Source organism: Dactylosporangium sp. NPDC048998 (assembly GCF_043197855.1).
Classification (GTDB): domain Bacteria; phylum Actinomycetota; class Actinomycetes; order Mycobacteriales; family Micromonosporaceae; genus Dactylosporangium.
On the sequence record NZ_JBICTV010000019.1, the window covers coordinates 114,135 to 140,256 of the forward strand.

The window sequence follows — 26,122 nt, forward strand, 5'->3', positions numbered from 1 at the left end:
GAAAAGGCCCCGCCGCCCGGTGGGGCTTTTTTTCGTTGGATGGTCGTGGTCGTCGCGCAACATCACGAAATTTCCGGAAATATCCGCGCGAAGCGCCGGATATTTCACGATCGAACAGGCCGCCGGGGTCTGCCTCGCGGCCGGCCGGCAACGTTCAGATAACACTTTCGGTTGCCTCGGCGGTCGAACGCCACTTGTCGTGTTCGCGACACTTCTGGCGGTCGTCGCGGCCGCGAACCTGCGGCCCGCGGGGCCCCGCGACGGCGCGCCGCGCTGGGGTCCCGCGGTGGCCCAGGCGCGGGCGGAATGCCTTGTACAGCCCGGTTTGGCGCGGGTGACCGTCCACATCGCGCGGTGGCCCGTGCTCGGCTGGGAGACGGTTCTGCCCTGCGCCCGGCTGCGATGATTCGCGGTCGGTCGGGCTTCACGAGGAAGTCTCGTGCCGTTCTCCGGCCGTTGCGACGAGCGGTCGTTCGTTAGAGACTCGGCGTCGTGGTGAGCACCTCGTCGGCGCCCATCGGCCGAGCCGATCTCCTGAACCACGCCCGGGAGCGGCTCGCGGCGGGCGGCAGCGTCGTGCTCTGCGGGCCCGCGGGGATCGGCAAGTCCACCATCCTCGATGCTCTCGCCGCCGCCGAGACCGAGGCGCTGGTGCTGCGCGCCGCCGCCGCGGAGGCCGAGGCCGACCTGCCGTATCTGGCGCTCGTCGACCTCTTCGACGGCGCCCCGGACGCCTCCGACCTGCTCCCGGCCCACCTGCGCGCGGCGCTGGACGGCGCCCTGCTGCGCAGCGCGTTGCCGGCCACGCCGCACGACCAGCTCGCGGTGCGCCTGGCCGTGCTCGAGCTGTTCCGGGCCCTCGCCGCCGAGCGGCCGGTGCTGCTGATCCTCGACGACGTGCAGTGGATCGACGAGCCCAGCGCCGGGGTGCTGCGGTTCGTCTCCCGCCGCCTCGGGGAGGTGCCGGTGCGGGTCCTCGCCGCCGAGCGGGTGCCCGACGGCGGCGCGCCCAGCCGGCTGGACCTGTGCCCGCCGCCGGGCGTCACGCTGCCGGTACCGCCGCTGCCCCAGAGCGACGTGGCCGACCTGCTGCGGTCGCGCTTCGGCGCCGAGGCCGGCCGGGCGCACGTGCAGCGCATCTACGAGGCCAGCGCGGGCAACCCGCTGTACGCGGTCGAGCTCGGGCGGGCCATCGGCAACAGCTCATTCCCGGTCACCGACCCGCTGCCCGTCCCGGAGCGCCTGCGCGAGCTGCTCGCCGCCCGCCTGGCCTCGCTGCCCGCCGCCGACTGGCCAGCGCTGCTGGTCGTCGCCGCGGCGGCCCGCCCCAGCCTGACCCTGCTGGCCGCGTGCGGGCTCGCCGAGGGGCTGGTCGAGGCCGCCATCGCCGCGGGTGTACTGCACGTCGAGCCCGACGGCGCGATCCGGTTCTCCCATCCGCTGCTGCGCGAGATGGTCTACGCCGACGCCACCGCCGCGGCCCGGCGCGAGACCCACGAGCGGCTCGCCGAGACGGTCACCGACCCCGTCGACCGGGCCCGGCACCTCGCCGCCGCCCGGCCCGAGCCCGACGAGGCCCTCGCCGAGTGCCTCGCCGACGCCGCGTCCGCCGCCCGGCTGCGCGGCGCGCCGGCGATGGCCGCCGACCTGGCCGCGCTCGCGGCGGATCGCACCCCGCGCGACACGCCGGGAGTGGCCGCGGTACGCCGGTTGAGCGCCGCCCAGTACGCGTACTCGGCCGGCTCGCCGGTGGACGCCCGCCGCCACGCCGCGGCCGCCCTGCGCGACGCCGCCGACCGGCGCACCCGGGTCGGGGCGCGGCTGCTGCTGGTGGAGATGTCCGGCGAGGACCACTCCAACTCCGGCCCGCTGCTCGACGCGGCGTTCGTCGAGGCGGTCGACACCCCGGACCTGCTCGCCCACGTCCGGCTGTATAAGGCGATCAAGGCGTACTGGGACGGCGACAGCGAGGCGGCCCTCGCCGAGCTCAAGCGGGCCGAGGAGGCCGCCGAGCTGTGCGGCGACATGGAGCGGCTCGTCGAGGTGCTCAGCTGGCGGGGCCAGATCCTGGTCGGCAGCGAGGGCGACGAGTACCTGGAGCGGGCCGGCAAGCTCGCCCGAGGCCTGTCGCTCACCCCGGCCACCGTCGCCGCCCGGCAGGTCGCCGCGATGAGCCGGCTGTTCAAGGGCGAGACCGCCGAGGCGGTGCGGCGCATCGAGGCGCTGCGGATCGCGGTCGAGCGGGCCGGGACCGTGCGCGACCTCGCCGCGGTGCTGGTCTCCGTGGCCGGCATCTACTGGCGGGCCGGCCGCTGCGCCGACGCGCTCGTCGCCGGCCGCGACTGCGTGCGCCTCTACGTCGACGTCGAGACCACCCCCGGCCCCGGATACCTGGTGGCCGCGCTCGTGGAGTACGCGGGCGGGACGGCGACGGCCGCCGCCGGGTATGCCGAGCGCGGGGTCGCCGCCTGCCTCGCCGCCGGCGACGAGGACTGGATCAAGCTGGCCTACGCGACCAGCGGCCTGGTCCACGTCCTGCGCGGCGACCCGATCGCCGCCGCCGACGCGATGCGCGAGGCCTACCACCTCGATCAGCGCCTCGGCCGGCTCGACCCGGGAATCCTGCCCTGGCATGCCGACTTCGTCGAGGCCCTCGTCGGGGCCGGCGCCCGCGCCGAGGCCGCCGAGGTCCTCGACGAGGTCGAGCAGCGCGCCCGGCACCTCGACCGGCGGGTGGTGCTCCTCGGCCTGGCCCGGGCCCGCGCCGTGCTCACCGCCGCGACCGGCGAGGCCCGCGAGGGCGCGGAGGCACTGCACCGGGCGATCGGGGAGTGGCCGGACCATCCGTACCCGCTCGAGGTGGCCCGCGCCCACCACACGCTCGGCGGCCTGGAGCGGCGCGCCCACCGCCGGGGCGCCGCCCGCGCGGCCCTGTCCGAGGCGGTCCGCCGCTACGCCCAGGCCGACGCGCACCCGTGGCGCGAGGTCGCCGCGGCCGACCTGGCCCGCCTCGACGGCGGCCGGGGCGCGGGCCTGTCGGAGACCGAGCGGCGCATCGTCGAGCTCGTGCGGGCGGGGTCCACCAACCGCGAGATCGCCCGGGCGCTGTTCCTGTCCATCAAGGCCGTCGAGGCGAATCTGACTCGGCTGTACCGCCGCCTGAACGTCCGCAACCGTTCACAGTTGGCCCGGTTCCTGGATCCCGAGTAAGACATAGACTACCTCCGATTCCTTCCATCGGAGGTGTTTTGTGCTCAACCGCGCCCTGCTGGCCGCCGCGATCGTGGCCGCCGGCACTGTCGCCGTCGTCGTCGCCCAGGCCGGCCCATCCGAGGCCGCCGTGACGCACCGGGTCCTGTTCGACAACTCCAAGGCCGAGACCGCGGGCAACGCGGACTGGATCATCAGCACGTCGCAGCCCGACCCGCTCGGGCAGAACCCCGCCCCGACGACCGAGAGCTCCTGGACCGGGGCGCTGTCGTCGTGGGGCGTGGCGTTGCAGCGCACCGGGGAGTACAGCCTCAAGACCCTGCCCGCCGGGAACACCATCACCTACGGCGGGTCCGGCGCACTGGACCTGAAGAACTTCGACGAGTTCGTCATGCCCGAGCCCAACGCCCCGCTCAGCGCCGCCGAGAAGACCGCCATCATGCGGTTCATCCAGGCCGGCGGCGGGTTCTTCCTGATCGTCGACCACACCGGCAGCGACCGCAACAACGACGGCTGGGACTCGGTGCGCATCGCCAACGACCTGATGACGAACAACGGGGTCAACAACAGCGACCCGTTCGGCTTCAGCGTGGACGTCAACAACATCGGTACCGAGAACCCGGTGGCGATCACGAGCTCGACCGACCCGGTCATCAACGGGCCGTTCGGCAAGGTGCGGGGCAGCATCATCCGCAACGGCAGCACCCAGACGCTGCGCCCGGCGGACAACGCCACGGTGAAGGGGCTCGTGTACCGCACCGGGTTCACGCCCGGCGGCACGACCGGGGCGTTCTTCACCACCTCCACGTTCGGCGCCGGGCGGGTCGCGGTGTGGGGCGACAGCTCGCCGATCGACGACGGCACCGGCCAGCCCGGCAACACGCTCTACGACGGGTGGAACGACACGGCGGGTACCAACGCGGCCCTGGCCCTGAACGCGACGGCCTGGCTGGCCGGCTCCGGCACCACGCCCCCCACGACGCCGCCGGCGACGACCCCGACGGGCGGCACCTGCCCGGGCGGGCAGCTGTTCGGCAACCCCGGGTTCGAGACGGGCGCGGCGAGCCCCTGGACGGCGACCTCCGGCGTGGTGTCGAACGACACGTCGATGCCGGCGCACGGCGGGTCGTGGAAGGCGTGGCTGGACGGGTACGGCGCGGCGCACACCGACACCCTGTCGCAGACGGTGACGATCCCGGCGGGCTGCACGCGGGCGACCCTGTCGTTCTGGCTGCGCGTGGCCACCGACGAGACGACCACCACGACGGCCTACGACACGCTCACCGTGGCGGCCGGCTCGGCGACCCTGGCCACCTACTCCAACCTGGACGCCTCGACGGCATATCGGCAGCGCACGCTGACGGTGACCGGCACCGGGTCCGTGAAGATCACGTTCACCGGTGTCGAGGGCAGCAAGCTGCAGACCTCATTCCTGCTGGATGACCTCAGCATCATTCCTTCGAGCTAGCCTCCTAGGAAGGCTGAGGGTAGTCGCCTGGTCTGGGTCGGTGTCCGCGAAGCCTTACCGAGCCAGACTGGGCGTAGAGCGGCACCGCAACCTCCTTGAAACAGGTGGTTGCATAGCGATACAGTCGAACGCATGGGAATACGTGTCGCCGTCGCGGGAGCGTCCGGGTACGCCGGCGGTGAGCTGTTGCGGCTCATCGCCGGCCACCCGCATCTCGAGCTTGCCGTGGCCACCGGGTTCGCGCAGGCCGGTTCGACGATCGGGAGCGTGCACCCGCACGTGCGATCCTTCCGCGACGTCGTGCTCGCCAAGACCGACCCGGCCGCGCTCGCCGACGCCGACCTGGTGTTCCTGGCGCTGCCGCACGGCGAGTCCGCGGCCCTCGCGGCGCAGCTGCCCGAGTCGGTGCGCATCGTCGACCTCGGCGCCGACTTCCGGCTCAAGGACTCCGGGGACTGGGAGCGGTACTACCCGGGGCCGCACGCCGGCACCTGGACGTACGGGCTGCCGGAGCTGCCCGGCCAGCGGGACCTGATCAAGGCGTCGACCCGGGTGGCCAACACCGGCTGCTACGCGGTCGCGACGATCCTGGCGCTGGCCCCGCTGATCTCGGTCGGTGTCGCCGACCCGGACGACGTGGTGGTGGTCGCCTCCTCCGGCACCTCCGGCGCGGGCCGGTCGGCGAAGCAGCACCTGCTCGCCTCCGAGGTGATGGGGTCGATGTCGCCGTACAAGGTCGGCGCGCACCAGCACGTGGCCGAGATCAAGCAGGCCAGCGGCGCGCGGACGCTGTCCATGACGCCGGTGCTGGCGCCGATGCCGCGGGGCATCCTAGCGACGGTCACCACGAAGCCACTCGGGCACGCCGACCCGCGGGTGGCGCTGGCCGCGGCGTATCACGCCGAGCCGTTCGTGCAGGTGCTGCCGGAGGGGCAGTGGCCGCAGACGGGCGCGACGTTCGGCTCCAACGCGGTGCACCTGCAGGCGACGCTCGACGTCGACAGCGGGCGGATCGTCGTCGTCTCCGCCGTCGACAACCTGGTCAAGGGCGCGGCCGGCCAGGCCGTGCAGAACGCGAACATCATGCTGGGCCTGCCGGAGACCGCCGGCCTGAGCGTGGACGGGATCGCACCGTGACTGTTACTGCTCCGAAGGGTTTCCGGGCCTCTGGCGTGGCCGCTGGGATCAAGGCCGCGGCCGGGGCGCTCGACGTGGCGCTCGTGGTCAACGACGGGCCCGACTTCACCGCCGCGGCCGTGTTCACGGGCAACCGCATCAAGGCGGCGCCGGTGCTGTGGAGCCAGCAGGTGCTGCGGGCCGGCATCGTGCGCGCCGTCATCCTCAACTCCGGCGGCGCCAACGCGTGCACCGGGCCGGCCGGCTTCCAGGACACCCACGCCACCGCCGAGCACACCGCGGCCGTGCTGTCCGGGCGGGCGTCGCGGTTCCCGGTCGGGGCTGGCGACGTCGCGGTCTGCTCGACCGGGCTGATCGGCGAGCGCCTGCCGCTGCCGAAGCTGCTGTCCGGCGTCGACGCGGCCGCCCGCGCGCTCGCCCGCGACGGCGGGCCGGAGGCGGCGAAGGCCATCATGACCACCGACACCGTGCCGAAGACCGCCGTCCACGGCGGCCAGGGCTTCACCGTCGGCGGCATGGCCAAGGGCGCGGGCATGCTCGCGCCGGGCCTGGCGACCATGCTCGTGGTGCTCACCACCGACGCCGTGGCCGACGCGTCCACGCTGGACACCGCGCTGCGCGGGGCGACGTCGGTCACCTTCGACCGGATCGACTCCGACGGCTGCATGTCGACCAACGACACCGTCCTGCTCATGGCCAGCGGCGCCTCCCGGATCGAGCCGACGCCGGAGGAGCTGGCCGAGGCGGTCACCGCCGTCTGCGCCGACCTGGCCCGGCAGCTCATCGCCGACGCCGAGGGCGCGACGAAGGAGATCGCGATCGACGTGACCGGCGCGGCCTCGGCGGAAGACGCGGTCGAGGTGGGCCGCTCGATCGCCCGCAACAACCTGGTGAAGACCGCGTTCTTCGGCAACGACCCCAACTGGGGGCGCATCCTGGCGGCGATCGGCACGACCGCGGCGGCGTTCGAGCCGGACGAGGTCGACGTGGCCATCAACGGCGTGTGGATCTGCAAGGGCGGCGCCGCCGGCGAGGAACGGTCCAAGGTGGACCTGAGCGGCCGGGCGGTGACCGTGACGGTGGACCTGCACGCCGGCGACGAGCGCGCGACGATCTGGACGAACGACCTGTCCATGGGCTACGTGCACGAGAACTCGGCGTACTCGTCATGAACGGGCGTGACCTCGGGATCGCGCTGGGCAAGGCCAATACGCTCATCGAGGCCCTGCCGTGGCTGGAGCGGTTCTCCGGCTCGACGGTCGTCGTCAAGTACGGCGGCAACGCGATGGTCGACAACGAGCTCAAGCGCGCGTTCGCGGCCGACATGGTGTTCCTGCGCCACGTCGGCATCAAGCCCGTCGTCGTGCACGGCGGCGGACCGCAGATCTCGACGATGCTCAAGCGGCTCGGGATCGCCAGCGAGTTCAAGGGCGGCCTGCGGGTCACCACCCCGGAGACGGCCGACGTGGTGCGGATGGTCCTTGTCGGGCAGGTCGGCCGCGAGCTCGTCGGGCTCATCAACGAGCACGGTCCGCACGCGGTCGGCATGTCGGGGGAGGACGCCGGGCTGTTCACCGCGGTGCGCCGGCCCGCCATCGTCGACGGCACGCCGGTCGACATCGGCCAGGTCGGCGACGTCGAGCGGGTCAACGTCTCCGCGGTCGCGGACCTCATCGCGGCCGGGCGGATCCCGGTCGTGTCGACGGTCGCGCCCGACGCCGACGGCGTGCTGCACAACCTCAACGCCGACACGGCGGCCGGGGCCCTGGCCGTGGCGCTGCAGGCGCGCAAGCTCGTCGTGCTCACCGACGTCGAGGGGCTGTACCGCAATTACCCGGACCCGTCCACGCTGATCTCGCAGCTGACCGCGGACGAGCTCGCCGAGCTCCTGCCGGGGCTCGAGTCCGGGATGGTGCCGAAGATGGAGGCCTGCCTGCGGGCGGTCAAGGGCGGGGTGCCGGCCGCGCACGTCGTCGACGGGCGGGTGCCGCACTCGCTGTTGCTGGAAGTGTTCACGTCGGAGGGGTTCGGGACGATGGTGGTGGCGCAATGACGGGCTCTCTGACTTCTCGCTTCGAGGCGTCGGTGATGAACACCTACGGCCCGCCGTCGCTGGGGCTGGTCAGCGGCACCGGCGCGGTCGTCGTCGACGAGTCCGGCCGCTCCTACGTGGACTTCCTCGGCGGCATCGCCGTCAACCTGCTCGGCCACGGCCACCCGGCGGTCGTCGCCGCCGTCACCGCGCAGATCTCCACGCTCGGCCACGTGTCCAACCTGTTCGCCTCGCCGCCGGTGGTGGCCCTCGCCGAGCGGCTGCTGGCCCTCGCGGGCCGGCCGGGCGCGGTGTTCTTCGGCAACTCCGGCGCGGAGGCGAACGAGGCGGCGTTCAAGCTGTCCCGGCGCACCGGCCGCACGAAGATCGTCGCGGCGGACGGCGGGTTCCACGGCCGGACCATGGGCGCACTGGCGCTGACCGGGCAGCCGGCCAAGCAGCAGCCGTTCCTGCCGCTGCCGGGCGAGGTCGTGCACGTGCCGTACGGCGACGTCGAGGCCCTCGCCGCCGCCGTGGACGAGGCGACCGCGATGGTGCTGCTGGAGCCGATCCAGGGCGAGTCGGGGGTGGTGGTACCGCCGGCCGGTTACCTGAGCGCGGCCCGGGAGATCACCGCGCGGCACGGGGCCCTGCTCGCCCTCGACGAGGTGCAGACCGGCATCGGGCGCACCGGGTACTGGTTCGCCCACCAGGCCGAGGGGGTGCGCCCCGACGTCGTCACGCTCGCCAAGGGTCTCGGCGGCGGCCTGCCGCTCGGCGCGATGATGGCGTTCGACGACGCGGCGACGCTGCTCGGCCCGGGTATGCACGCCTCAACGTTCGGCGGCAACCCGGTCTGCTGCGCCGCGGCTCTCGCCGTGCTGGACACGATCGAGTCGGAGCACCTGCTCGACGCCGCCAAGCGGCTCGGCGAGCGGATCCGCCGCGGCGTCGAGGCGCTCGGCCACCCGCTCGTCACCGGCGTGCGCGGGGCTGGCCTGCTGCTCGGCATCGCGCTGCGCGGCCCGGCCGCCGGCGCGCTCGCCGCGGTGCTGCGCGACAAGGGCTTCCTGGCCCAGGCGGCGCAGCCGGACGTGCTGCGCGTCGCCCCGCCGCTGATCCTCACCGACGAGCAGGCCGACGCGTTCGTCGCCGCGCTCGGCCCGGCGCTCACCGCGGTGCAGCCGGCATGACACTGAGACACTTCTTGCGCGACGACGACCTGACGGCCGCGGAGCAGTTGCGGGTGCTCGAGCTCGCGGCGGCGATGAAGGCCGACCGGACCGGGTTCCGGCCCCTCGAGGGCCGGTCCGTCGCGGTCATCTTCGAGAAATCATCGCTGCGCACCCGCGTCTCGTTCGAGGTAGGCATCACCCAGCTCGGCGGCAAACCGGTCATCATCGACGCGCTCAGCACGCACTTCGGCCGGGGCGAGACCATCGGCGACGCGGCGAAGGTGCTCTCGCGCTACGTCGACGCGATCGTCATCCGCTCCACCTCCGACGAGCGGGTGGCGCAGCTCGCGGCCGGCGCGACGGTGCCGGTCGTCAACGCCCTCACCGACGGGTTCCACCCGTGCCAGCTGCTCGCCGACCTGCAGACCGTGCGGGAGCGGCTCGGCGGGACGCAGGGGCGGATCGTGACGTACCTCGGCGACACCGCCAACAACATGGCGCACTCCTACGCCCTCGCGGGCACGATCGCGGGGATGCGGGTGCGGCTGTCCGGGCCGGCCGGGTTCGACCCCGACCCGGCGGTGCTCGCCGCGGCGCGGGAGCGGGGCGTGGTCGAGGTGATCGGCGACCCGGCCGAGGCGGTCAAGGGCGCCGACGTGCTCGTCACCGACTCGTGGACGTCGATGGGGCAGGAGAACGACGGGCTGGATCGGCGGACGCCTTTCATGCCGTACCGGATCAACGGCTCTTTGCTCCTGAGCGCGAAGCCGGGTGCGATCGTGCTGCACTGCCTGCCCGCCCACCGCGGCGACGAGATCACCGACGAGGTCATCGACGGGCCGCAGTCCGCGATCTGGGACGAGGCGGAGAACCGCCTGCACGCCCAGAAGGCGCTGCTGGCGTTCCTCATGGAAGGCCGGGAGCGACGATGAGTGCTCCCACTACGAAGGCGGCGCGGCTGGATCGGATCTCGGCGCTGATCCGCGGCGCGGCGGTGCACTCGCAGACCGAGCTCGCGGAACTGCTGGCCGGCGACGGCATCCAGGTCACGCAGGCGACGCTGTCGCGGGACCTGGAGGAGCTGCGGGCGGTGAAGGTGCGCGGGGCGTACCTCATCCCGGAGGACGGCGAGCGGGCGCTGCGCCCCGCGGAGCAGGCGCCGACGCGGCTCATCCGGCTGCTGCGGGAGCTGCTCACGGGCGTGGACTGCTCGGGCAATCTGGTCGTGCTGCGCACCCCGCCGGGGGCGGCGCAGTTCCTGGCCAGCGCGATCGACCGGACCGGGCTGCCGGACATCGTCGGCACGATCGCCGGGGACGACACGATCCTGGTCGTCGCCCGGGAGGCGCCGGATCCGTCCCGGCCGCCGTCGGCCGGGGAGCTGCTGGCGTCGAAGCTGACCGCGTGGAGCCAGCCCGGCGACGACGGCGCCTGAACACCGGAGATCCTGCGGTCCTGTCCTGTCCGTCCCGCCGCGGCCCCGTGCCGCGGCGATCTTGCATTTCGTGTTGTGGAAGGATCGTTGCGTGGCTTCTGAGACCCCGACCCGCCTGTGGGGCGGCCGCTTCGCCGGCGGCCCCGCCGAGGCGCTCGCCCGGCTGTCCCTGAGCGTGCAGTTCGACTGGCGGCTCGCCCCGTACGACATCGCCGGCTCCCGCGCCCACGCCCGGGTCCTGGCCCGCGCCGGGCTGCTGGACGCCGAGGAGCTCGGCCGGATGCTCGCGGCCCTCGACGACCTCGAGTCCGCCTGTGCCGCCGGCGAATTCCGTCCGACCGTCGACGACGAGGACGTGCACACCGCGCTGGAGCGCGGCCTGCTCGAGCGGCTCGGCACGCTCGGCGGGAAGCTGCGCGCCGGCCGGTCCCGCAACGACCAGGTCGCCACCGACCTGCGGCTTTACCTGCGCGACCACGCCCGCGGCGTCGCGTCGCGCATCGTTGAGCTCGCCGACGCCCTCATGGAGCAGGCCGCCCGGCACGTCGACACGCCGGCGCCCGGCTTCACCCACCTGCAGCCGGCCCAGCCGATCGCGTTCGGCCACCAGCTGCTCGCGCACGTCCAGGCGCTGCTGCGCGACCTGGACCGGCTGCGCGACTGGGACACCCGCGCCGCGGTGAGCCCGCTCGGCGCCGGGGCGCTCGCCGGCTCGTCGCTGCCGCTGGACCCGACCCAGGTCGCCAAGGAGCTCGGGTTCGCCGCCGCCGCGCCCAACTCGATCGACGCCGTCGCCGACCGGGACTTCGTCGCCGAGTTCCTGTTCGTGGCCGCGCTCACCGGCGTGCACCTGTCCCGCCTCGGCGAGGAGGTGGTGCTGTGGACCACGCCCGCCTTCGGCTGGGTGCAGCTGGACGACGCCTTCGCCACCGGCTCGTCGATCATGCCGCAGAAGAAGAACCCGGACATCGCCGAGCTGGCCCGCGGCAAGTCCGGCCGGCTCGTCGGGCACCTCACCGGGGTGCTCACGATGCTCAAGGGGCTGGCCCTCGCATACGACCGGGACCTGCAGGAGGACAAGGAACCGGTCTTCGACGCCGTCGACACGCTCGAGCTCGTCCTGCCCGCACTGGCCGGGATGATCTCCACGATGACCGTGCGGGTCGACCGGCTCGCCGCGCAGGCCCCGGTCGGGTACACGCTCGCGACCGAGGTCGCCGAGTGGCTGGTCCGGCAGGGCGTCCCGTTCCGGGAGGCGCACGAGATCACCGGCAAGCTCGTGGTCATCTGCGCGGCCCGCGACGTCGGCCTGGACGAGGTGAGCGACGAGGATCTCGCCGCCGTGAGCCCGCATCTGACCCCCGCGGTCCGCGAGGTGTTCTCCGTCCAGGGCGCGCTCGCGGCCCGCACCACCCCCGGCTCCACCGGCCCCGGTCCGGTCGCCGACCAGCTCGCCACGGCCGCCGACAAGCTCGACCGCTGGCGCGACTGGTCGGCGGAGCAGGTGATCCCGCGCGACTGAGCCCGCGAGGCACGTTCTCCATGATCACGAGTGTCACTTCGTGATCATGGAGAACCGCATCGGTCAGGGGGTTGCGCGGCGCAGCGCGAGCCAGGAGCCGGTGCCGAGGGCCGCGACCAGGACCAGGGGCCAGCCGGCGAAGAGGGCGACCGGGCTCGTGTGGGTCAGCCAGTGGCCCACCGCCGGCCAGCGCTCGAAGACGCCGATCAGGGCGGCCGCCCCGCCCAGGAGCAACAGCACCGCGGCCGTCGCGGTGAGGACGCCGTTGACGCGCCAGCGCACGTACACCGCGCCCGCCGAGATGCCCAGCAGGGTCATGAACAGCATGGGGACGGCGTACATCACGAACTGCACCGGCGGGGCGTAGTGGTTCATGAAACCCAGGCCGAAGAAGCGGAGCCGCATGCCCCAGCCGTGCGTGTAGTCCTCGATCGACTGCAGGACGACGAGCAGTACCGAGTAGGCGAAGGTCTGCACGGCCACGAAGAGGCCCAGGCCCGCCGAGAACTCGCGGCGGGTGACGCTCATGCCCAGCGCGAACGGGAAGTGCTGCGCCACCGCCATGGCGCCGAAGGCCAGCGTCGTGACGTAGATGCTCGCCAGCGCGGCGGTGACCGGGTCGTCGGTGACGGTGTCGGAGATGGAGGCGAACACCGCCATGTTGACGGTGAAGGCGATCGCCAGGATCGTGATCGGCCAGAAGAGCGCGTCGTGGCGGCCGAGGGCCTGCAGCCGGGCGATCGCGACGATGCGGTTCATGACGCGTGCTCCTTGAGGTCTGCGGTGGTGATGCGGACGACCAGCTGTTGCAAGCTCACCGGCTGCAGCTCGACCCCGGCGGCGCGGGCCTCGCCCGGCTCGACGCGGCCGCGGATCGTGGCGCGGGTCAGCGGGCCGAGGCGCTCGCGGTGCAGTTCGTCGGCGTTGACGGTCAGGGCGTCGACCGCGTTCGCCGGGCCGGTGAGCGTGACCACCTGGCCGCGCAGCGTCTCGGCGCTCTCGTCGAGCACGAGCCGGCCGCGCTCGATGAGCAGCACGTGCTCGATCAGGTCGCTGACCTCGTCGATGAGGTGGGTGGACAGCACCACGGTGCGCGGGAACTCGGCGTAGTCGGCCAGCAGCCGGTCGTAGAAGAGCTGGCGGGCGACGGCGTCCAGGCCGAGGTACGGCTCGTCGAAGAACGTGAGCGGGGCGCGCGAGGCGAGGCCGAGGGTCACGCCGAGCGCGGACAGCATGCCCCGCGACAGCTTCTTGACCTCCCGCTTCGCCGGCAGCCCGAAGTCGTGCACGAGCTCGCGGGCGAACGCCTCGTCCCAGTTCGGGAACAGCAGGCGGGCGGCGAACAGCGCGTCGCGGACGCGGAAGGCGTCCGGGTATCGCTGGCTCTCCTTGATGAACGAGACCTGCCGCAGCACCTGCTCGTTCTCGTAGGGGTGGCCGCCGAACACCTCCACCGTGCCGCCCGAGGCGATCTGCTGGCCGGTCAGCACCTGCATGAGGGTGGTCTTGCCGGCGCCGTTGCGCCCGAGCAGGCCGTAGATGCCGTTGCGCTGCAGGTCGAACGTCACGCCGTCGAGGGCGGTGACGCGCCCGAATCGCTTCGTCACGCCGCGCGCGGCCACGATCGCGCTCATGCCGATGCCTCCGCTTCGTAGCGCTCGATCATCGACTTCAACTCGGAGGGGTGGATGCCGAGCTTCGCCGCCTCGGCGAGCAGGGGCTGCAGGTACTGCTCGGCGAACTGATCGCGCCGGCGCTGCCGGAGCTTGGCCCGCGCGCCGGGGGAGACGAACATGCCGATGCCTCGCTTCTTGTAGAGGACCCCGTCGTCGACGAGCTGGTTGACGCCCTTCGCGGCGGTGGCGGGATTGATCCGGTGGAAGGCGGCGAGCTCGTTCGTCGACGGCACCTGGGTCTCCTCCGGCAGGCTCCCGTCGATGATCGAGTTTTCGATCTGCTCCGCGATCTGCAGGAAGATCGGCCGTCCGTCATCCATCGCTGGCCATCACTCGTCGTGGTTGGTTGGTTCATTACTCATGTAACTAACCATGCAACCGAGGAACCCCCGGCGTCAAGGGTTATGTTCGTGACATGGCGACGGTGGGGTTCGGGCCCAAGATGGCGTGGCTGGCCGTGCGGGCCGAGCCGGATCTGGTGATGGGCGCGCTCGGGCTGCGCGACCTGGGCAACGTGGAGCCGCGCACGGGGCTCGACCTGGCGCACTTCACCGACGACCGGGTGGTCGTCGCGACCGTGGACAAGTGGACCCTGGTCGCGGGGAAGTGGCTGTTCCGGTGGAGCGGCATCGCGGCGCTGTCGATGCGGATCGGGGCCGAGGTGCAGTACTTCGCCACCGACCGCAGCCTCGTCATACACCGCTGGGCACGGGCGTACGGCGCGGACGTGTTCGTGTCCGACGAGGAGGCGCTCGTCGACGAGAACGACGTCTTCCGCATCGCGGCCGAGTGGAGCGTCGACCCGCGGGCGCTGCCCGTTGTGTCGTTACATATCGCGGCGGTACCTGTTCACGAGTAATCTTCCGCGCGTCGATATTCGTGGCCGACGATGGCCGTATGACTCGCTTGCTGAGCCGCATGGCCGTCGCCCTCGGGCTGGTGACGGTGCTGCTGGCCGGGCTGCTCGTCGCCCCGGCCACCGCCGCGCACGCGTCGGTGTTCTCCTCGTGCAACATCTCCGGGTGCGCCGACGCGCGCACCGCCCGGGCCGGCTGGAGCAGCCTGGGCTTCCCGACCTCGCGGAACTGGTATGCGTGGCCCTACGGCAACTACAACTTCGCCGGCGGCCAGTACTACAACTACGAGGGCCAACTGCCCTCGGGCGCCACGTACTACGAGTACGACGTGATCCCCCGCAACAAGGGCGCGGCGCGCGACGCGAAGCGCATCATCATCAACCGCAGCACCGGGGCGACCTGGTACTCACCGAACCACTACACCGACTTCTACCGCCTCTGAAGACGCCGCGAGGGGCGGCCCGCGCCGCCCCTCGACCGCGTGTCAGCCGCGCTTTCCCTTGCTGCGCCAGGAGAACGGCCCGGGCAGGTCGTAGCGGTACGCCCGGGTGCGCGAGTTCCACGAAAAGCGGCCGATCTTCAGCCCCCAGGAGGAGAACCCCTTCGGGGTGAAGTTCAGCCGCAGCGGGCCGATGCGGAGCGCCTTACGGAACAGGATCGGCAACGGGTCCTCCTCGGGGTGGTGGTCCGCCGTCCAGGATGACCTATGCCCGCCACCGCGCGGCCCGAGGGTCGCGTATCCAACCTAACGACCGGCATAGTGCAGGATCACGTTGTGGATGTGCTGGGTCTTCTCGACCCCGCGCACGTCCACTTCGTAGGTCTGCGTGCCGACGTGCAGGGCCACGGTGCCGCTGCTGAAGAAGCTGCCCGCCCAGGACTTGTTGCTGACCACCGAGACGGCGGTGACCTTGCCGTACGGGATCGAGGTGATCGCCACCCGCTTGCCGACGAAGGAGCGGTCCTGCAGGATCACCCGGCGGTCGGTGAGGCCGATGAACCCGGTGCCGACGCCGACGGCGTCGTAGACGGCGATGATGCTCTCGCCCGGCAACAGCCCCGAGGCGATCTGTTCGTACTGATCCCGCCGGTCGTACTTCGCCTGCTGCGCCATGCGTTCAACGTAGCCACCGGTTTCAAGAGACCTTTTGCGATGTATCGCCCGGCCGGCCACCGTGCGCGCCAAGCTGCCCGCCGGCTTGCCCGCGCCGGCGACTACCGTAAGGGGATGACGGCGCTGGACACGGTACGGGCCGGGCTGTCGGCCGCGGCCCCGCAGATGCAGGACGACCTCGCCGAGCTGGTCGGCGTCGAGTCCCCGTCGTCCGACGTCGACGCCCTCGCCCGGTGCGCCGACGTCGTGACCGCCCTCGGCGCGCGCTGCACCGGCCGGGCGCCGGAGCGGATCGTCGTCGGCGACCGGCCGCACCTGCGCTGGCGCTTCGGCGACGGGCCGCCGCGGGTCGTGCTCATCGGGCACTACGACACCGTCTGGCCGCGCGGCACCCTGGCCCGCTGGCCGTTCTCCGTCGACGGCGACCGCGCCACCGGACCGGGCGTGGTGGACATGAAGGGCGGCCTGGTCGTGCTGTTCCACGCCCTCGGGGCCCTGGCCGCGCTGGGCGACCTCGACGGCGTCGCGGTGCTGGTCAATGCCGACGAGGAGATCGGCTCGCCGACCTCGACCGCGCTCATCGAGGACACCGCCCGCGGCGCGGCCGGCGCGCTGGTGCTGGAGGGCAGCCACGGCGGCCGGCTGAAGGTCGCCCGCAAGGGCATCGCGCACTACTCGGTGCGGGTCACCGGCCGCGCCGCGCACGCCGGCAACGCGCCGCACCGCGGGATCAACGCCGGCGTGGAGCTCGCCCACCAGGTGCTGCGCATCGCCGCGCTCGGCGACGCCGAGCGGGGCACGACCGTCACGCCCACCGACGCCGTGGCCGGCACCACCAGCAACACCGTGCCGGCCGCCGCGCGGGTCAGCGTCGACGTGCGCTCCTTCGACCCGCTCGAGCTGCGCCGGGTCGACGAGGCCCTGCGCGCGCTGGCGCCGGTGCTGCCCGGCGCCGCGGTGGAGGTCGAGCCCGGCCCGGCCCGCCCGGCGATGCCGCAGACGGCCTCGGCCGAGCTGTTCGCGCTGGCGCAGCGGCTGGCCGAGCGGTTCGGCGGGCGCCCGGTGACCGGGGAGGCGGTCGGCGGGGGCTCGGACGGCAATCTCACCGCCGGCATCGGCGTGCGGACCCTCGACGGGCTCGGCGCGGTCGGCGGCAACGCGCACGCAGAGGGGGAGTGGATCGAATTGTCCAGCCTGCCGGACCGGGCGGCCCTGGTCAGCACGCTCGCCGCGACGATCGGGCGGGCGGAGTGATGGACCGGGTCGATCCTGCCCTCGATCAGGCCCTCGATCTGGCATGGGCCTGCGCGGCGGCGGCCGCGGACCGCATCGGGGTCAAGGTGGTCGAGCTGTCCGCGATGGCGGAGCTGGGCGACTGCTCCGCGCTGCTGCAGCGCGTGTGGCGGGCGGAGCACCCCAGCGAGCTCGCGTCGCCGTCGATGCTGCGCACGTACGCCCACTCCGGCAACTACGTCGCCGGCGCCTACCGCGGCGGGGTGCTCGTCGGTGCCTCGGTGGGGTTCTTCGGCCTCGCCCCGCACGGCGGGCACGGCCTGCCGCACCTGCACTCCCATCTCGCCGGCGTCGAGCGCGGCGGGCACGGCCACGGCGTCGGCTTCGCCCTCAAGCTGCACCAGCGCGCCTGGACCCTCGCCCGGGGCGTGGCCGAGGTGCACTGGACGTACGACCCGCTCATACTGCGCAACGCGTATTTCAACCTGCAGAAGCTGTGCGCCGACGCGGTCGAGTACCTGCCCGAGTTCTACGGGCCGATGACCGACGGCATCAACAGCGGCGACCTGTCCGACCGGATCCTGGTCGTGTGGCGGCTGGGCGATCCGCGCGTGGTGGACGCGGCCCGGGGCGTCGCGGCCGGCCTCGACCTCGCCGGCGCGGTGCCGCTGGTCTCCCGCTCCGGTGAGGCCGGGGCCGGCGACGAGCCGGTCGTGCACGATCCGGAGGACTCGGCGGCGGCGGTCACGGTGGCGGTGCCGGCCGACGTCGAGGAGCTGCGCCGGCGCGACCCGGGCGCGGCGCTGCGCTGGCGGCACGCCGTGCGGGACGCGCTCATGGGCCGCCTCGCCGCCGGCCACCGCGTCGCCGGCATGTCCCGCGACGGCCGTTACCTGCTGGTGCGTGACCGGTGAGCGTTACGGAACGAAGCGAGAAAGCCGAGAAAGCCGAGAAAACGCAGAAAGCGGAGAAACTGGAATGAGTGGTTTGCGCCTGGAGGGTCTCGAGCTGCGCCGGGTGGCGATGCCGCTGGTCGCGCCGTTCCGCACGTCGTTCGGCACCGAGCACGCCCGCGACGTGCTGCTCGTGCGGGCCGTCACGGCCGACGCCGAGGGCTGGGGGGAGTGCGTGGCGCTGAGCGCGCCGCTGTACTCCGCCGAGTACGTCGACGGGGCCGAGGCGTTCATCAAGCGGTACATCGTGCCGGTCCTGCGGCGCTTCAACGACTCGAGGCCGGCCGGGGTCTACGCGCTTGAGCCGCTCTTCGAGCCGCTCAAGGGGCACCCGATGGCGAAGGCCGCGGTGCAGACCGCCGTCCTCGACGCGCACCTGCGCGCCGCGGGCATGCCGCTAGGTGCGTTCCTGGGCGCGGTGCGCGGCCGGGTGCCCGCCGGCGTCTCCGTCGGGATCATGGACTCGATCCCGCAGCTGCTCGACGCCGTCGAGGGCTATCTGGAGGCCGGGTACCTGCGGATCAAGCTCAAGATCGAGCCCGGCTGGGACGTCGAGCCGGTCCGCGCCGTCCGCGAGCGCTTCGGCGACGAGGTGCTGCTGCAGGTCGACGCCAACACGGCGTACACCCTGACCGACGCCGAGCACCTGGCCCGCCTCGACCCGTTCGGCCTGCTGCTCATCGAGCAGCCGCTGCCCGAGGACGACGTGCGTGGCCACGCCCGGCTGGCCTCCATGATCCGCACCCCGATCTGCCTCGACGAGTCGATCGTCAGCGCGCGGGCCGCCGCCGACGCGATCGCCCTCGGCGCCTGCCGAATCGTCAACATCAAGCCCGGCCGGGTCGGCGGCTACCTGGAGGCGCGGCGCATCCACGACGTGTGCGCCGCCAACGGCATCGCGGTCTGGGCCGGCGGCATGCTCGAGACCGGCCTCGGCCGCGCCGCGAACGTGGCGCTCGCCGCGTTGCCCGGCTTCACGCTGCCCGGCGACACGTCGGCGTCGGACCGCTACTACGCGCAGGACATCACCGAGCCGTTCAAGCTCGACGACGGGCACGTGGCCGTCCCGGCCGGCCCCGGCATCGGCGTCTCCCCGCTGCGGGACGTCCTGGACAGTGTGACGACCGAGACAGCGTGGATTAACTTTACAGGCGTTAGCTGACGGACTTAACCTTACGGGCGTTAGTAAACGCCCGTAAGGAGCCTGCCCTCATGTCCGAGTACCCGCGTCGCTGGGCCGCCCTCGCGGTGCTCAGCCTCACGCTCGTCGCCGTCACCCTCGACAACTCCGTGCTCAACACCGCCCTGCCGTCGCTGGCGCACGCGCTGCACGCGGGCACCTCCGACCTGCAGTGGATCACCGACGCGTACACCCTGGTCTTCGCCTCGGCGCTGATCCTGGCCGGCACCCTCGGCGCCCGGCTCGGCTCCCGCAACGCGCTGCTGGGCGGCCTGGTCGTCTTCGGCGGCGGCTCGGCGATCGCCGCGCTGTCCGGCACGCCCGGGCAGCTCATCGCCTGGCGGGCCGTGATGGGCCTCGGCGCCGCGTTCGTCATGCCCGCGACGCTGGCCATCATCAGCCGGATCTTCCCGCCGGCCGAGCGCCCGAAGGCGTTCGGCGCCTGGTCCGCCGCGGCCGGCGTCGGCGTGCTCATCGGCCCCGTCACCGGCGGCGCCCTGCTGGAGCACTTCTCGTGGAGCAGCGCGTTCTGGATCAACGTCCCGCTGGTCGCGTTCGCCATCGGCGCCGTGCTGGTCCTCGTCCCGCCGGTCCCGGCCGTGCGCGGTGGCCGCCTCGACGTCCTCGGCGGGCTGCTGTCCACCGCCGCCGTCGCCGCCCTGGTCGACGCCGTCATCCAGGCCCCGTCGCGGGGCTGGGCCGACGCCGTGACCCTCGCCGAGCTCGGCGCGTCGGCCGTCCTCGTCGCGGCGTTCGTGCTCTGGCAGCGCCGCCTGGCCGCCCGGGCGGGCTCCCCGCTGGTCCGGCTCGAACTGTTCGCCAACCGCACCTTCGCCGTCGCCGCGCTGAGCCTCGCCGTGGTGTTCTTCGTGCTCTTCGGGACGCTGTTCGAGCTCTCGCAGTACCTGCAGCTGGTGCACGGCTACACGCCGCTCGTGGCCGGGCTCGGCGCGATGCCGTTCGCCGTGGCCATGGCGCTGACCTCGGCCACCTCGCCGATCATCGCCCGCCGCCTCGGCGTGCGCGGCACCCTGGTGCTGGGCCTGCTGCTGACCACCGCCGGCCTGCTGAGCGTCGCCACCACCGGCGTGCACACCCCGTTCTGGCGGATCGCCGTCGGCGCCGCGGTCATTGGCCTCGGCATGGGCATGATGATGGCCCCGGCCAGCGTGCAGATCAGCGACTCGGTCCCGCCGCAGTTCGCCTCGATGGCCAGCGCGCTCAACAGCGTGATCCGCGAGCTGGGCGGCGTGCTGGGCATCGCGGTCCTCGGCACCGTGGTCTCCTCGGCGTACCGTTCCTCCGTCGGTACCTCCCTCGGGCCCGCCGGCACCGACCTGCCCACCGCCCACGGGGTGGCGGCGAGCCTCCCGGCACCCGCCGCGCAGCACGTCCTCGAGGTCGCCGACCGCGCCTTCACCGACGCGATGGACCGCGGCGCGCTCATCGCGGCCGGGCTCGCCTTCCTGATGGCGCTCGCGGTGCTGGTGGTCCGGCCCGCCCGGCGCCCCGCCGGTGAGCCCGCCGCCGAGGTCCCCGCGGCCGAGGTCGCCGCAGCCGAGGTCCCCGAGCCGCGGCTCGCCCTCCAGACGGCATGATGAAGTCATGAAGGCGGAACCGACAGGTCCGGCGGGGGGTACGGCCACCCCGCACGGTGGCCGCACCCGCAACCGGCGCGGCGAGGGCGCCCTGCTGCGCGACGAGATCGTGGCCGCGGCGGAGCGGCTGCTGGAGCGCGAGGGCAACGAGGAGGCGCTCACCCTGCGCTCGGTGGCCCGGGAGGCGGGGATCTCCGCCCCGTCGATCTACACCCACTTCGCCGACCGCGACGCCATCATCGAGGCCGTGCTCGACATCGCCTTCGAGCGGCTGCACCTGGTGATCCTCGACGCCGCCCGGGGCGTCGAGGACCCGGTCGAGCGGCTGCTGGCCGGCTGCCACGCGTACGCGAACTTCGGGTTGAGCGACCCCGCGCGGTACCGCGTCCTCTACGGCCGGCAGCGGGCCCACCGCCCGCTGGTCGGGTCGCCGAAGGACATCGCTGAGCTGCCCGAGGTGTGGCGGCGCCGGCTCGACGCGTTCATGCTGCTCATCAACGCGCTGGCCGAGTGCGTCAAGGCGGGCCGGTCGGACAGCACCGACCCGTTCGCCGACGCCGCCACCCTGTGGACGTCGCTGCACGGCGCGGTGACGATGCGCCAGTTCATCCCCGGCTTCCCGCTGCCGCCGCTGGACGCGACCGTCGACGACCTGGTGCGGCGCATCGCGCTGATCCGGTCGTGACGCTGCTCGAGCGGCTGCGGGGTCCGGTCGAGGAGGCGGCCCGGGCACTGCTCGGCTGCCGCCTCACCGCCGGCGGGGTCACGGTGCGGCTCACGGAGGTCGAGGCGTACTCCGGCACCGGCGAGGACCCGGCCTCCCACGCCCACCGCGGCCGCACCCCGCGCAACGCCATCATGTTCGGGCCGGCCGGCTACGCGTACGTCTACTTCACCTACGGCATGCACTACTGCCTCAACGTCGTCAGCGGCACCGAGGGGACCGCCTCGGCCGTGCTGCTGCGGGCCGGGGAGGTGGTCGGCGGCCTCGACACGGCGCGCTCGCGCCGGCCGGCCGCGCGCTCCGACGCCGAGCTCGCCCGCGGCCCCGCCCGGCTGTGCAGCGCGCTGGCGATCGACCGCACGTTCTACGGGACGTACCTGCTCGGCGGGCACCTCGTCGAGTCCCCCGAGCCGCCCGGCCCGATCGCGGCCGGCCCCCGGGTCGGCGTCACGGGCGCGCACGACAAGCCGTGGCGCTTCTGGCTGGAGGGCGATCCGACGGTCAGCGAGTACCGCCGCCACGTCCCGCGATTGCGCAAGGTCTGACGGCCCGGGCCCCGTCGCGGGTGCGGCGGGGCCCGGGCCGTCAGCCGGAGCGGCTCGTGAACTACCAGCAGGCCTCGCGGTTCGGGACGCGGTCCGTGTCCGGCAGGCGGATCGTCGCGGACTGCGGCGGGCGCAGGTACTCGGACTCGGTCACCTGCTCCGCCCACTCCGTGTCGCCGCCGTCCGGGTCGGTCTCCTGGGTCGACACCACCGCCACGAACGTGCCGGGGCCGGCGCCGTGCCAGTGCCACTCGCCGGCCGCCACGACTACGGTGTCGCCGGCCCGCACCTCGTGGACCGGGCCGCCCCGGCGCTGCACGCGCCCCACGCCGTGCAGGATGTGCAGCACCCGGCCGTACGGGCAGCGGTGCCACGCCGTGCGCGCGCCGGGGTTGAACTGGGCGTGGAACGTCGCCAGGCGCGACGGTTCCATCGCGGTGACGTCCCGCCCGATCCAGGCCACGCCGGAGTACCGCTGCTGCGGCGCCGGCCGGCTGGTGCTCGGGACGCGAATGACCTCCATCTCGATGTCCTCCTCTGGGCCCTCTAGGCCTTGGTGTAGTCCGCCCACGACATGTCCCACGCCGTCCAGCCGTCGCCCGGGTCCAGTCCCACCTCGGTGTTGCGCGTGGTCACCGGGTCGCCGACCAGCACCGACTCGTACAGCCACTCCGCGTTGGCCGTGGAGACGTTGGTGCAGCCGTGCGAGACGTTGCTCCGGCCCTGGTCGTAGACCGACCACGGCGCCGCGTGGATGTACTGCCCGCCCCAGGTCAGGCGCATGGCGTACTCGACGGTGGTGGTGTACTCCGGCGTCTTGAACAACGACGTCCGCTCCCGCGACATGATCACGGTGGTGCCGCTCGAGGTCGGCGTGGACGACTTGCCCAGGCTGACGGGCATGGTCTTCACGAGCGCGTCGTTGTGGTACACGCTCAGCTGTTTGGTGGCGTTGTCGATGTCGATCGTGAGCTTGCGGCCGATCGTGAACGTCGCGGAGGCGTCCTCGTCGGTGTGGCCGTTGCCGATCGGCACGCCGTTGAGGGCCTTGCGGGCGGTGATCTTCGTGCCCGGCTGCCAGTAGTGCTCCGGCCGGTACTCCACCTGCTTGCCGTTGAACCAGTGCCACGCCCCGGGCTGGGGCGGGTCGCTCGTCACGAACAGCCGCTGTTGCACGGCGGCCCGGTTTTCCGCCGGTACGTCGCTGCCGAACTCCACGACGACCGGCATCGCGACGCCGTAGGTCCCGCCGTTGATGACATTCAGGTCCGAGGTGACCGCCTGACCGGTCGGCTTCGCCGCCGTGGTGAAGGTCGTCTGCCTGATCACCGGCTTGCCGTCGGCGCCGACGGCGGTCACCTTCGCCGTGTACGTGGTGCCGTAGCGCAGTGCGGTGTCGGGCACCCAGGACGACCCGTCCGCCCGCGCCGCGCCGGCGATCTTCTGGCCGGTCGCGTCGACGAGGGAGACGTCGGTGACCCGCCCGTTGTTGATTTTGGTGCCGATCTCGGCGCTGATCGGCACCGCGGCGTCGCCCGCCGCCGGCGTGAGGGACAGCCCCACCGGCACCGTCGGGGGTGCGGTGGACTTGGTCGCTGTGTGTTTGCGATGCGACATGACGTCGCAGGCGGACAGCGCCGGCTGTGCCGCGACCGCGAGGATGAGCAGCGCGGTCACGGACCGGCCCGGGCGCCTCATGTTCTCTGCCGTTGTCTGCACATGGGGGCATCGTCGTGCCGACCCGGGCGAGGCCGGGCCGGCAAACGAGTGACAACGGGTGCGATACTGACCGTCACCCGGGGGCTACATGGTGGCGTCGGCGATCTGCGCCGCGAGCCCCTCCCACTTGGCGTAGGCGTCCGGGAAGGCCGAGCGCTGCACCATCTGCGCGGCGACCGTGATCGCGTAGTCGCCCCAGCCCGGGATCGACAGCAGCGCCGCGTAGAACCGGCGGGCCGACTCGTGCGGGTCCATCAGCTGCTCGACGGTGCCCCAGTTCGGCCGCTGCTGGAACAGGCCGACCGAGTCGTAGTCGTACCCGACGCCCTCGTTCGGGTGCTGCAGCGACTCCGGCAGGTTGGCGTTGGCCAGGTTGCGCAGGTGGCTCTCCTGCAGGGCGGTGGCGAGCGCCACGACGGCCGCGCGCTTCGGCAGGTTCTCCCGCTTGGCCACGTCGACGATCGCGATCGCGTTGTCCATCTCGGCCCGGCTCAGCCCGCCGACGGGTGCCGGCGTCGTCGGCGCCGGCGCGGCTGCCGGCGGCTGTGCGCCGCCTTGACCGGTGGCCTTCTTGTCGGTCGCCTTCTTGCCGGTCGCCTTCGGGTCGGCGGCCTTCGAGCGGTCCGACGAGCGCCCCGCGCGGTCGTTGCCGCGCGTCGCCTCGGCCTGGGCCGCGCCGGCCCCGTCCTGGGCGGTCAGGCTCACCGCGCCGCCCGATGCGGCGGGGGGGTCCGAGGACGTCAGCGTCGAGGACAGCCCGAACGCCGCCACGGCGACGACCGCCGCGGCCGCGGCGGTGCGGCGCGCCCCCGGCGGCATGGCCGCGCCGAGGCGCCCGGGGCCGGATGCGAGCAGGCGCGCGCGTCCGGCCGTGAACGCGCGCGCGGACCCGGATGCGAGCGTGCGGGCCGGCCCGGATTCGAGCGCGCGTGCGGACCCTTTGGCGAGCGCGCGTACCGGCCCGGAGGCGAGCACGCGTGCGGACCCTGCTGCGAGCACGCGTGCGGACCCGGACGTGAGCACGCGTACCGGCCCGGACGCGAGCAGGCGCTCGGCATCGGGCACGAGGTTGCGGAGGTGTGCGGCATGACGGCCGCGGCGAGACCGCAGATGGCGGGGGCCGCCTGCGGCCATGTCGCTGACCTGCGGATTTTCGTCGTCACCGGCTAGCATCCGGCGAGACTAGGACCGGTGTGGAAAAGGGGTGATTTTGGGCATGAGAAACGGCGCACGGGCCGTGTGCGCCCGGTCGCCTGTCATGGCGGCGCCGCGCCCGGTGGCCGAATCAGCGGGGGGTTAAACAGGCCCTGAGCGGCGTGTTTACGGTTTTCGAATCCGCTGTGGCCTCCGTTCACCCATTCGGGTGACCCCGTAGCGGATCCGCTGAATCGTGCGCGCGCACGAGCCGGGGAACCATGCACCACCAGGGGTGAATCCGCGGGGCCACACGGCCTCGGGAAGGGCGAGCTTCCCGTCCGAACCCGTCAGCTAACCCGGTAGGCGGCACCGGAAGGAGCTTGCGTGTTGCCCCACGAGCGGAGGTACCCGTGACGTACCTCTACAAACCTCGCCACTCGGGACGCATCCCCCGGGTCCGGCGCATCCACGTCGCGGCCGGCATGGCGGGCCTCGCCGTCGCGGCCGGCATCGGCGTCGCCGCCCTGCAGCAGTCCTCGACACCGGCCAGCGCCGCCGGCCCCCAGACCCTGACCGGCGCGGAGTCCAGGGTCACCGAGGGTGGCGCCCCCGCCGCCCGCGAGAAGCAGCGCGACCGGGCGGTGCCCGACGCGGCGAGCACACCCAAGGGCGGAGCGGCCAAGCCGACCGCCACCGCCCAGGCCGGCGCCGGGAGCACCTCCGGGACCACCGCCGACCCCACCACCGCGCCGCCGTCGCCATCGGCGGCCGCCTCCACGGCGCCCCCGCAGCAGAAGGACCTCCCCTACCAGTTCGCCTGGCAGGAGAACTACTACTTCTGCGGCCCGGCCGCCACGCGCATCGCCCTCACCGCGCGGGGACTCTCCCCGTCGCAGTCCCAGGTCGCGCAGAGCCTCGGCACCACCGTCAACGGCACCAACTCGGCCGACGACACCACGCGGGCGCTCAACTCGTACACCGGGACGTCCTTCTACAAGTCACACTTCATCACCGGGCAGACGGCCACCCCGGCCGAGGCCGAACAGCTCAAGGAGTCGGTGCTCAACGCGATCGGCCAGGGGTTCGCCGTGGTCGCCAACATCGCCGGGTCCACGGTGGACGACGCCGGGAACGGCCACTCCTACTCCGGCGGGCACTACCTGACGATCGTCGGGTACAGCGACGGCGGCCAGACCGTGAAGATCGCGGATCCGGCCGACGCCCAGGGTGTCGGCTCGTACACGCTGTCCACGGCCAAGATGGCCGACTGGATCGCCCAGCGCGGCTACTCGGCCTGATCGCCGCCTAGCCTGGGTCGATCAGCGCGAAGCCGCATCGAGCCAGACCAGGCCTAGCCCCCTCGATCCGGCGCGCCGTCCACTGTGGACGGCGCGCCGGTCCGGGGAG

General features: G+C 73.1%; 27 protein-coding genes and 1 riboswitch. Of the genes, 19 read left to right on the plus strand and 8 right to left on the minus strand.

Translation table 11 applies throughout. The features are described from left to right. Positions 1-19: 19 nt before the first annotated feature. The 10 genes from ACGFI8_RS32380 to argH all read left to right on the plus strand — a co-directional run bounded on the left by ACGFI8_RS32380 (position 20) and on the right by argH (position 11,979). A complete protein-coding gene (locus ACGFI8_RS32380; protein WP_392810601.1) occupies positions 20-406 on the plus strand; it encodes a hypothetical protein in 387 nt (128 codons plus the stop codon). Between the two features lie 86 nt (positions 407-492). Beyond that, positions 493-3,210 carry an AAA family ATPase gene (locus tag ACGFI8_RS32385; RefSeq protein ID WP_392810602.1) on the plus strand — a complete coding sequence of 906 codons (2,718 nt, stop codon included), beginning with the start codon at positions 493-495 and terminating at the stop codon, positions 3,208-3,210. A gap of 40 nt (positions 3,211-3,250) precedes the next feature. Then, positions 3,251-4,678 (plus strand): hydrolase, encoded by a 1,428-nt coding sequence (locus ACGFI8_RS32390; protein WP_392810603.1) that lies wholly within the window; start codon positions 3,251-3,253, stop codon positions 4,676-4,678. Positions 4,679-4,810: 132 nt separating this feature from the next. Further along, positions 4,811-5,815 carry an N-acetyl-gamma-glutamyl-phosphate reductase gene (gene argC / locus ACGFI8_RS32395; RefSeq protein ID WP_392810605.1) on the plus strand — a complete coding sequence of 335 codons (1,005 nt, stop codon included), beginning with the start codon at positions 4,811-4,813 and terminating at the stop codon, positions 5,813-5,815. Next, positions 5,812-6,987 carry a bifunctional glutamate N-acetyltransferase/amino-acid acetyltransferase ArgJ gene (gene argJ, locus ACGFI8_RS32400; protein ID WP_392810606.1) on the plus strand — a complete coding sequence of 392 codons (1,176 nt, stop codon included), beginning with the start codon at positions 5,812-5,814 and terminating at the stop codon, positions 6,985-6,987. The genes argC and argJ overlap by 4 nt, the downstream gene beginning before the upstream one ends. Beyond that, positions 6,984-7,868, plus strand: coding sequence for an acetylglutamate kinase (argB, locus tag ACGFI8_RS32405; RefSeq protein WP_392810607.1), 885 nt, complete (start codon positions 6,984-6,986; stop codon positions 7,866-7,868). The genes argJ and argB overlap by 4 nt, the downstream gene beginning before the upstream one ends. After that, positions 7,865-9,040 carry an acetylornithine transaminase gene (locus ACGFI8_RS32410; protein WP_392810608.1) on the plus strand — a complete coding sequence of 392 codons (1,176 nt, stop codon included), beginning with the start codon at positions 7,865-7,867 and terminating at the stop codon, positions 9,038-9,040. Before argB ends, ACGFI8_RS32410 begins: the two co-directional genes overlap by 4 nt. Next, the gene (gene argF / locus ACGFI8_RS32415) at positions 9,037-9,954 is read left to right on the plus strand and encodes an ornithine carbamoyltransferase (protein WP_392810609.1); all 918 of its coding nucleotides are present in this window, start codon (positions 9,037-9,039) and stop codon (positions 9,952-9,954) included. Before ACGFI8_RS32410 ends, argF begins: the two co-directional genes overlap by 4 nt. Further along, complete coding sequence (argR, locus tag ACGFI8_RS32420) at positions 9,951-10,457, plus strand: arginine repressor (RefSeq protein ID WP_392810610.1); 507 nt, start codon at positions 9,951-9,953, stop codon at positions 10,455-10,457. Before argF ends, argR begins: the two co-directional genes overlap by 4 nt. A gap of 91 nt (positions 10,458-10,548) precedes the next feature. Then, the gene (gene argH / locus ACGFI8_RS32425; RefSeq protein ID WP_392810611.1) at positions 10,549-11,979 is read left to right on the plus strand and encodes an argininosuccinate lyase; all 1,431 of its coding nucleotides are present in this window, start codon (positions 10,549-10,551) and stop codon (positions 11,977-11,979) included. A 63-nt stretch (positions 11,980-12,042) separates the two neighbouring features. On the opposite strand, the gene ACGFI8_RS32430 is transcribed toward argH, so the two are convergent. From ACGFI8_RS32430 to ACGFI8_RS32440, 3 genes are read right to left on the minus strand one after another with little or no spacing between them, the layout of a single operon-like run. Continuing rightward, positions 12,043-12,738: a hypothetical protein gene (locus ACGFI8_RS32430; RefSeq protein WP_392810612.1), complete on the minus strand. Its 696-nt coding sequence runs from the start codon at positions 12,736-12,738 to the stop codon at positions 12,043-12,045. Next, positions 12,735-13,613, minus strand: a complete 879-nt coding sequence (locus tag ACGFI8_RS32435) for an ABC transporter ATP-binding protein (RefSeq protein ID WP_392810613.1) — start codon at positions 13,611-13,613, stop codon at positions 12,735-12,737. Before ACGFI8_RS32435 ends, ACGFI8_RS32430 begins: the two co-directional genes overlap by 4 nt. Beyond that, complete coding sequence (locus ACGFI8_RS32440; protein ID WP_392810614.1) at positions 13,610-13,975, minus strand: GntR family transcriptional regulator; 366 nt, start codon at positions 13,973-13,975, stop codon at positions 13,610-13,612. Before ACGFI8_RS32440 ends, ACGFI8_RS32435 begins: the two co-directional genes overlap by 4 nt. Positions 13,976-14,070: 95 nt before the next feature. On the opposite strand from ACGFI8_RS32440, the gene ACGFI8_RS32445 reads away from it, so the two are divergent. Together ACGFI8_RS32445 and ACGFI8_RS32450 are read left to right on the plus strand one after the other, a co-directional pair. Then, positions 14,071-14,514, plus strand: a complete 444-nt coding sequence (locus tag ACGFI8_RS32445) for a hypothetical protein (protein WP_392810615.1) — start codon at positions 14,071-14,073, stop codon at positions 14,512-14,514. A gap of 38 nt (positions 14,515-14,552) precedes the next feature. Continuing rightward, on the plus strand, positions 14,553-14,954 hold the full coding sequence (locus tag ACGFI8_RS32450) for a ribonuclease domain-containing protein (protein WP_392810616.1): 402 nt from the start codon (positions 14,553-14,555) through the stop codon (positions 14,952-14,954). A gap of 42 nt (positions 14,955-14,996) precedes the next feature. Here the strand turns inward: ACGFI8_RS32450 and ACGFI8_RS32455 are convergent, their stop codons facing one another. Continuing rightward, positions 14,997-15,176 (minus strand): DUF4236 domain-containing protein, encoded by a 180-nt coding sequence (locus ACGFI8_RS32455; RefSeq protein ID WP_392810618.1) that lies wholly within the window; start codon positions 15,174-15,176, stop codon positions 14,997-14,999. A gap of 81 nt (positions 15,177-15,257) precedes the next feature. Next, positions 15,258-15,626: a PH domain-containing protein gene (locus ACGFI8_RS32460; protein WP_392810620.1), complete on the minus strand. Its 369-nt coding sequence runs from the start codon at positions 15,624-15,626 to the stop codon at positions 15,258-15,260. A 114-nt stretch (positions 15,627-15,740) separates the two neighbouring features. Here ACGFI8_RS32460 and ACGFI8_RS32465 point away from each other — a divergent pair, with 114 nt between their 5' ends. The 6 genes from ACGFI8_RS32465 (at position 15,741) to ACGFI8_RS32490 (ending at position 21,859) form a co-directional block, all read left to right on the plus strand. Next, positions 15,741-16,880: a M20 family metallopeptidase gene (locus tag ACGFI8_RS32465; RefSeq protein ID WP_392810621.1), complete on the plus strand. Its 1,140-nt coding sequence runs from the start codon at positions 15,741-15,743 to the stop codon at positions 16,878-16,880. Continuing rightward, entirely contained in the window at positions 16,880-17,773 is an 894-nt protein-coding gene (locus ACGFI8_RS32470) for a GNAT family N-acetyltransferase (RefSeq protein WP_392810622.1), read from the plus strand. Before ACGFI8_RS32465 ends, ACGFI8_RS32470 begins: the two co-directional genes overlap by 1 nt. A 73-nt stretch (positions 17,774-17,846) precedes the next feature. Next, positions 17,847-18,974, plus strand: a complete 1,128-nt coding sequence (gene menC, locus ACGFI8_RS32475) for an o-succinylbenzoate synthase (RefSeq protein ID WP_392810651.1) — start codon at positions 17,847-17,849, stop codon at positions 18,972-18,974. A 50-nt stretch (positions 18,975-19,024) separates the two neighbouring features. After that, positions 19,025-20,590: an MFS transporter gene (locus ACGFI8_RS32480; protein ID WP_392810623.1), complete on the plus strand. Its 1,566-nt coding sequence runs from the start codon at positions 19,025-19,027 to the stop codon at positions 20,588-20,590. Between the two features lie 7 nt (positions 20,591-20,597). Then, a complete protein-coding gene (locus ACGFI8_RS32485) occupies positions 20,598-21,275 on the plus strand; it encodes a TetR/AcrR family transcriptional regulator (protein WP_392810624.1) in 678 nt (225 codons plus the stop codon). Next, positions 21,272-21,859 carry a DNA-3-methyladenine glycosylase gene (locus ACGFI8_RS32490; RefSeq protein ID WP_392810625.1) on the plus strand — a complete coding sequence of 196 codons (588 nt, stop codon included), beginning with the start codon at positions 21,272-21,274 and terminating at the stop codon, positions 21,857-21,859. The genes ACGFI8_RS32485 and ACGFI8_RS32490 overlap by 4 nt, the downstream gene beginning before the upstream one ends. Before the next feature lie 61 nt (positions 21,860-21,920). On the opposite strand, the gene ACGFI8_RS32495 is transcribed toward ACGFI8_RS32490, so the two are convergent. The 3 genes from ACGFI8_RS32495 to ACGFI8_RS32505 form a co-directional block, all read right to left on the minus strand. Further along, on the minus strand, positions 21,921-22,382 hold the full coding sequence (locus ACGFI8_RS32495; protein WP_392810626.1) for a cupin domain-containing protein: 462 nt from the start codon (positions 22,380-22,382) through the stop codon (positions 21,921-21,923). 23 nt (positions 22,383-22,405) lie between these two features. After that, positions 22,406-23,557, minus strand: a complete 1,152-nt coding sequence (locus ACGFI8_RS32500) for an Ig-like domain-containing protein (protein ID WP_392810627.1) — start codon at positions 23,555-23,557, stop codon at positions 22,406-22,408. A gap of 105 nt (positions 23,558-23,662) precedes the next feature. Further along, positions 23,663-24,751, minus strand: coding sequence for a hypothetical protein (locus ACGFI8_RS32505; protein WP_392810628.1), 1,089 nt, complete (start codon positions 24,749-24,751; stop codon positions 23,663-23,665). A gap of 198 nt (positions 24,752-24,949) precedes the next feature. Next, positions 24,950-25,096, plus strand: a riboswitch (cyclic di-AMP (ydaO/yuaA leader). Positions 25,097-25,125: 29 nt separating this feature from the next. Between ACGFI8_RS32505 and ACGFI8_RS32510 the strand changes: the two genes are divergently transcribed. Continuing rightward, positions 25,126-26,013, plus strand: coding sequence for a C39 family peptidase (locus tag ACGFI8_RS32510; protein ID WP_392810629.1), 888 nt, complete (start codon positions 25,126-25,128; stop codon positions 26,011-26,013). Positions 26,014-26,122 lie beyond the last annotated feature (109 nt).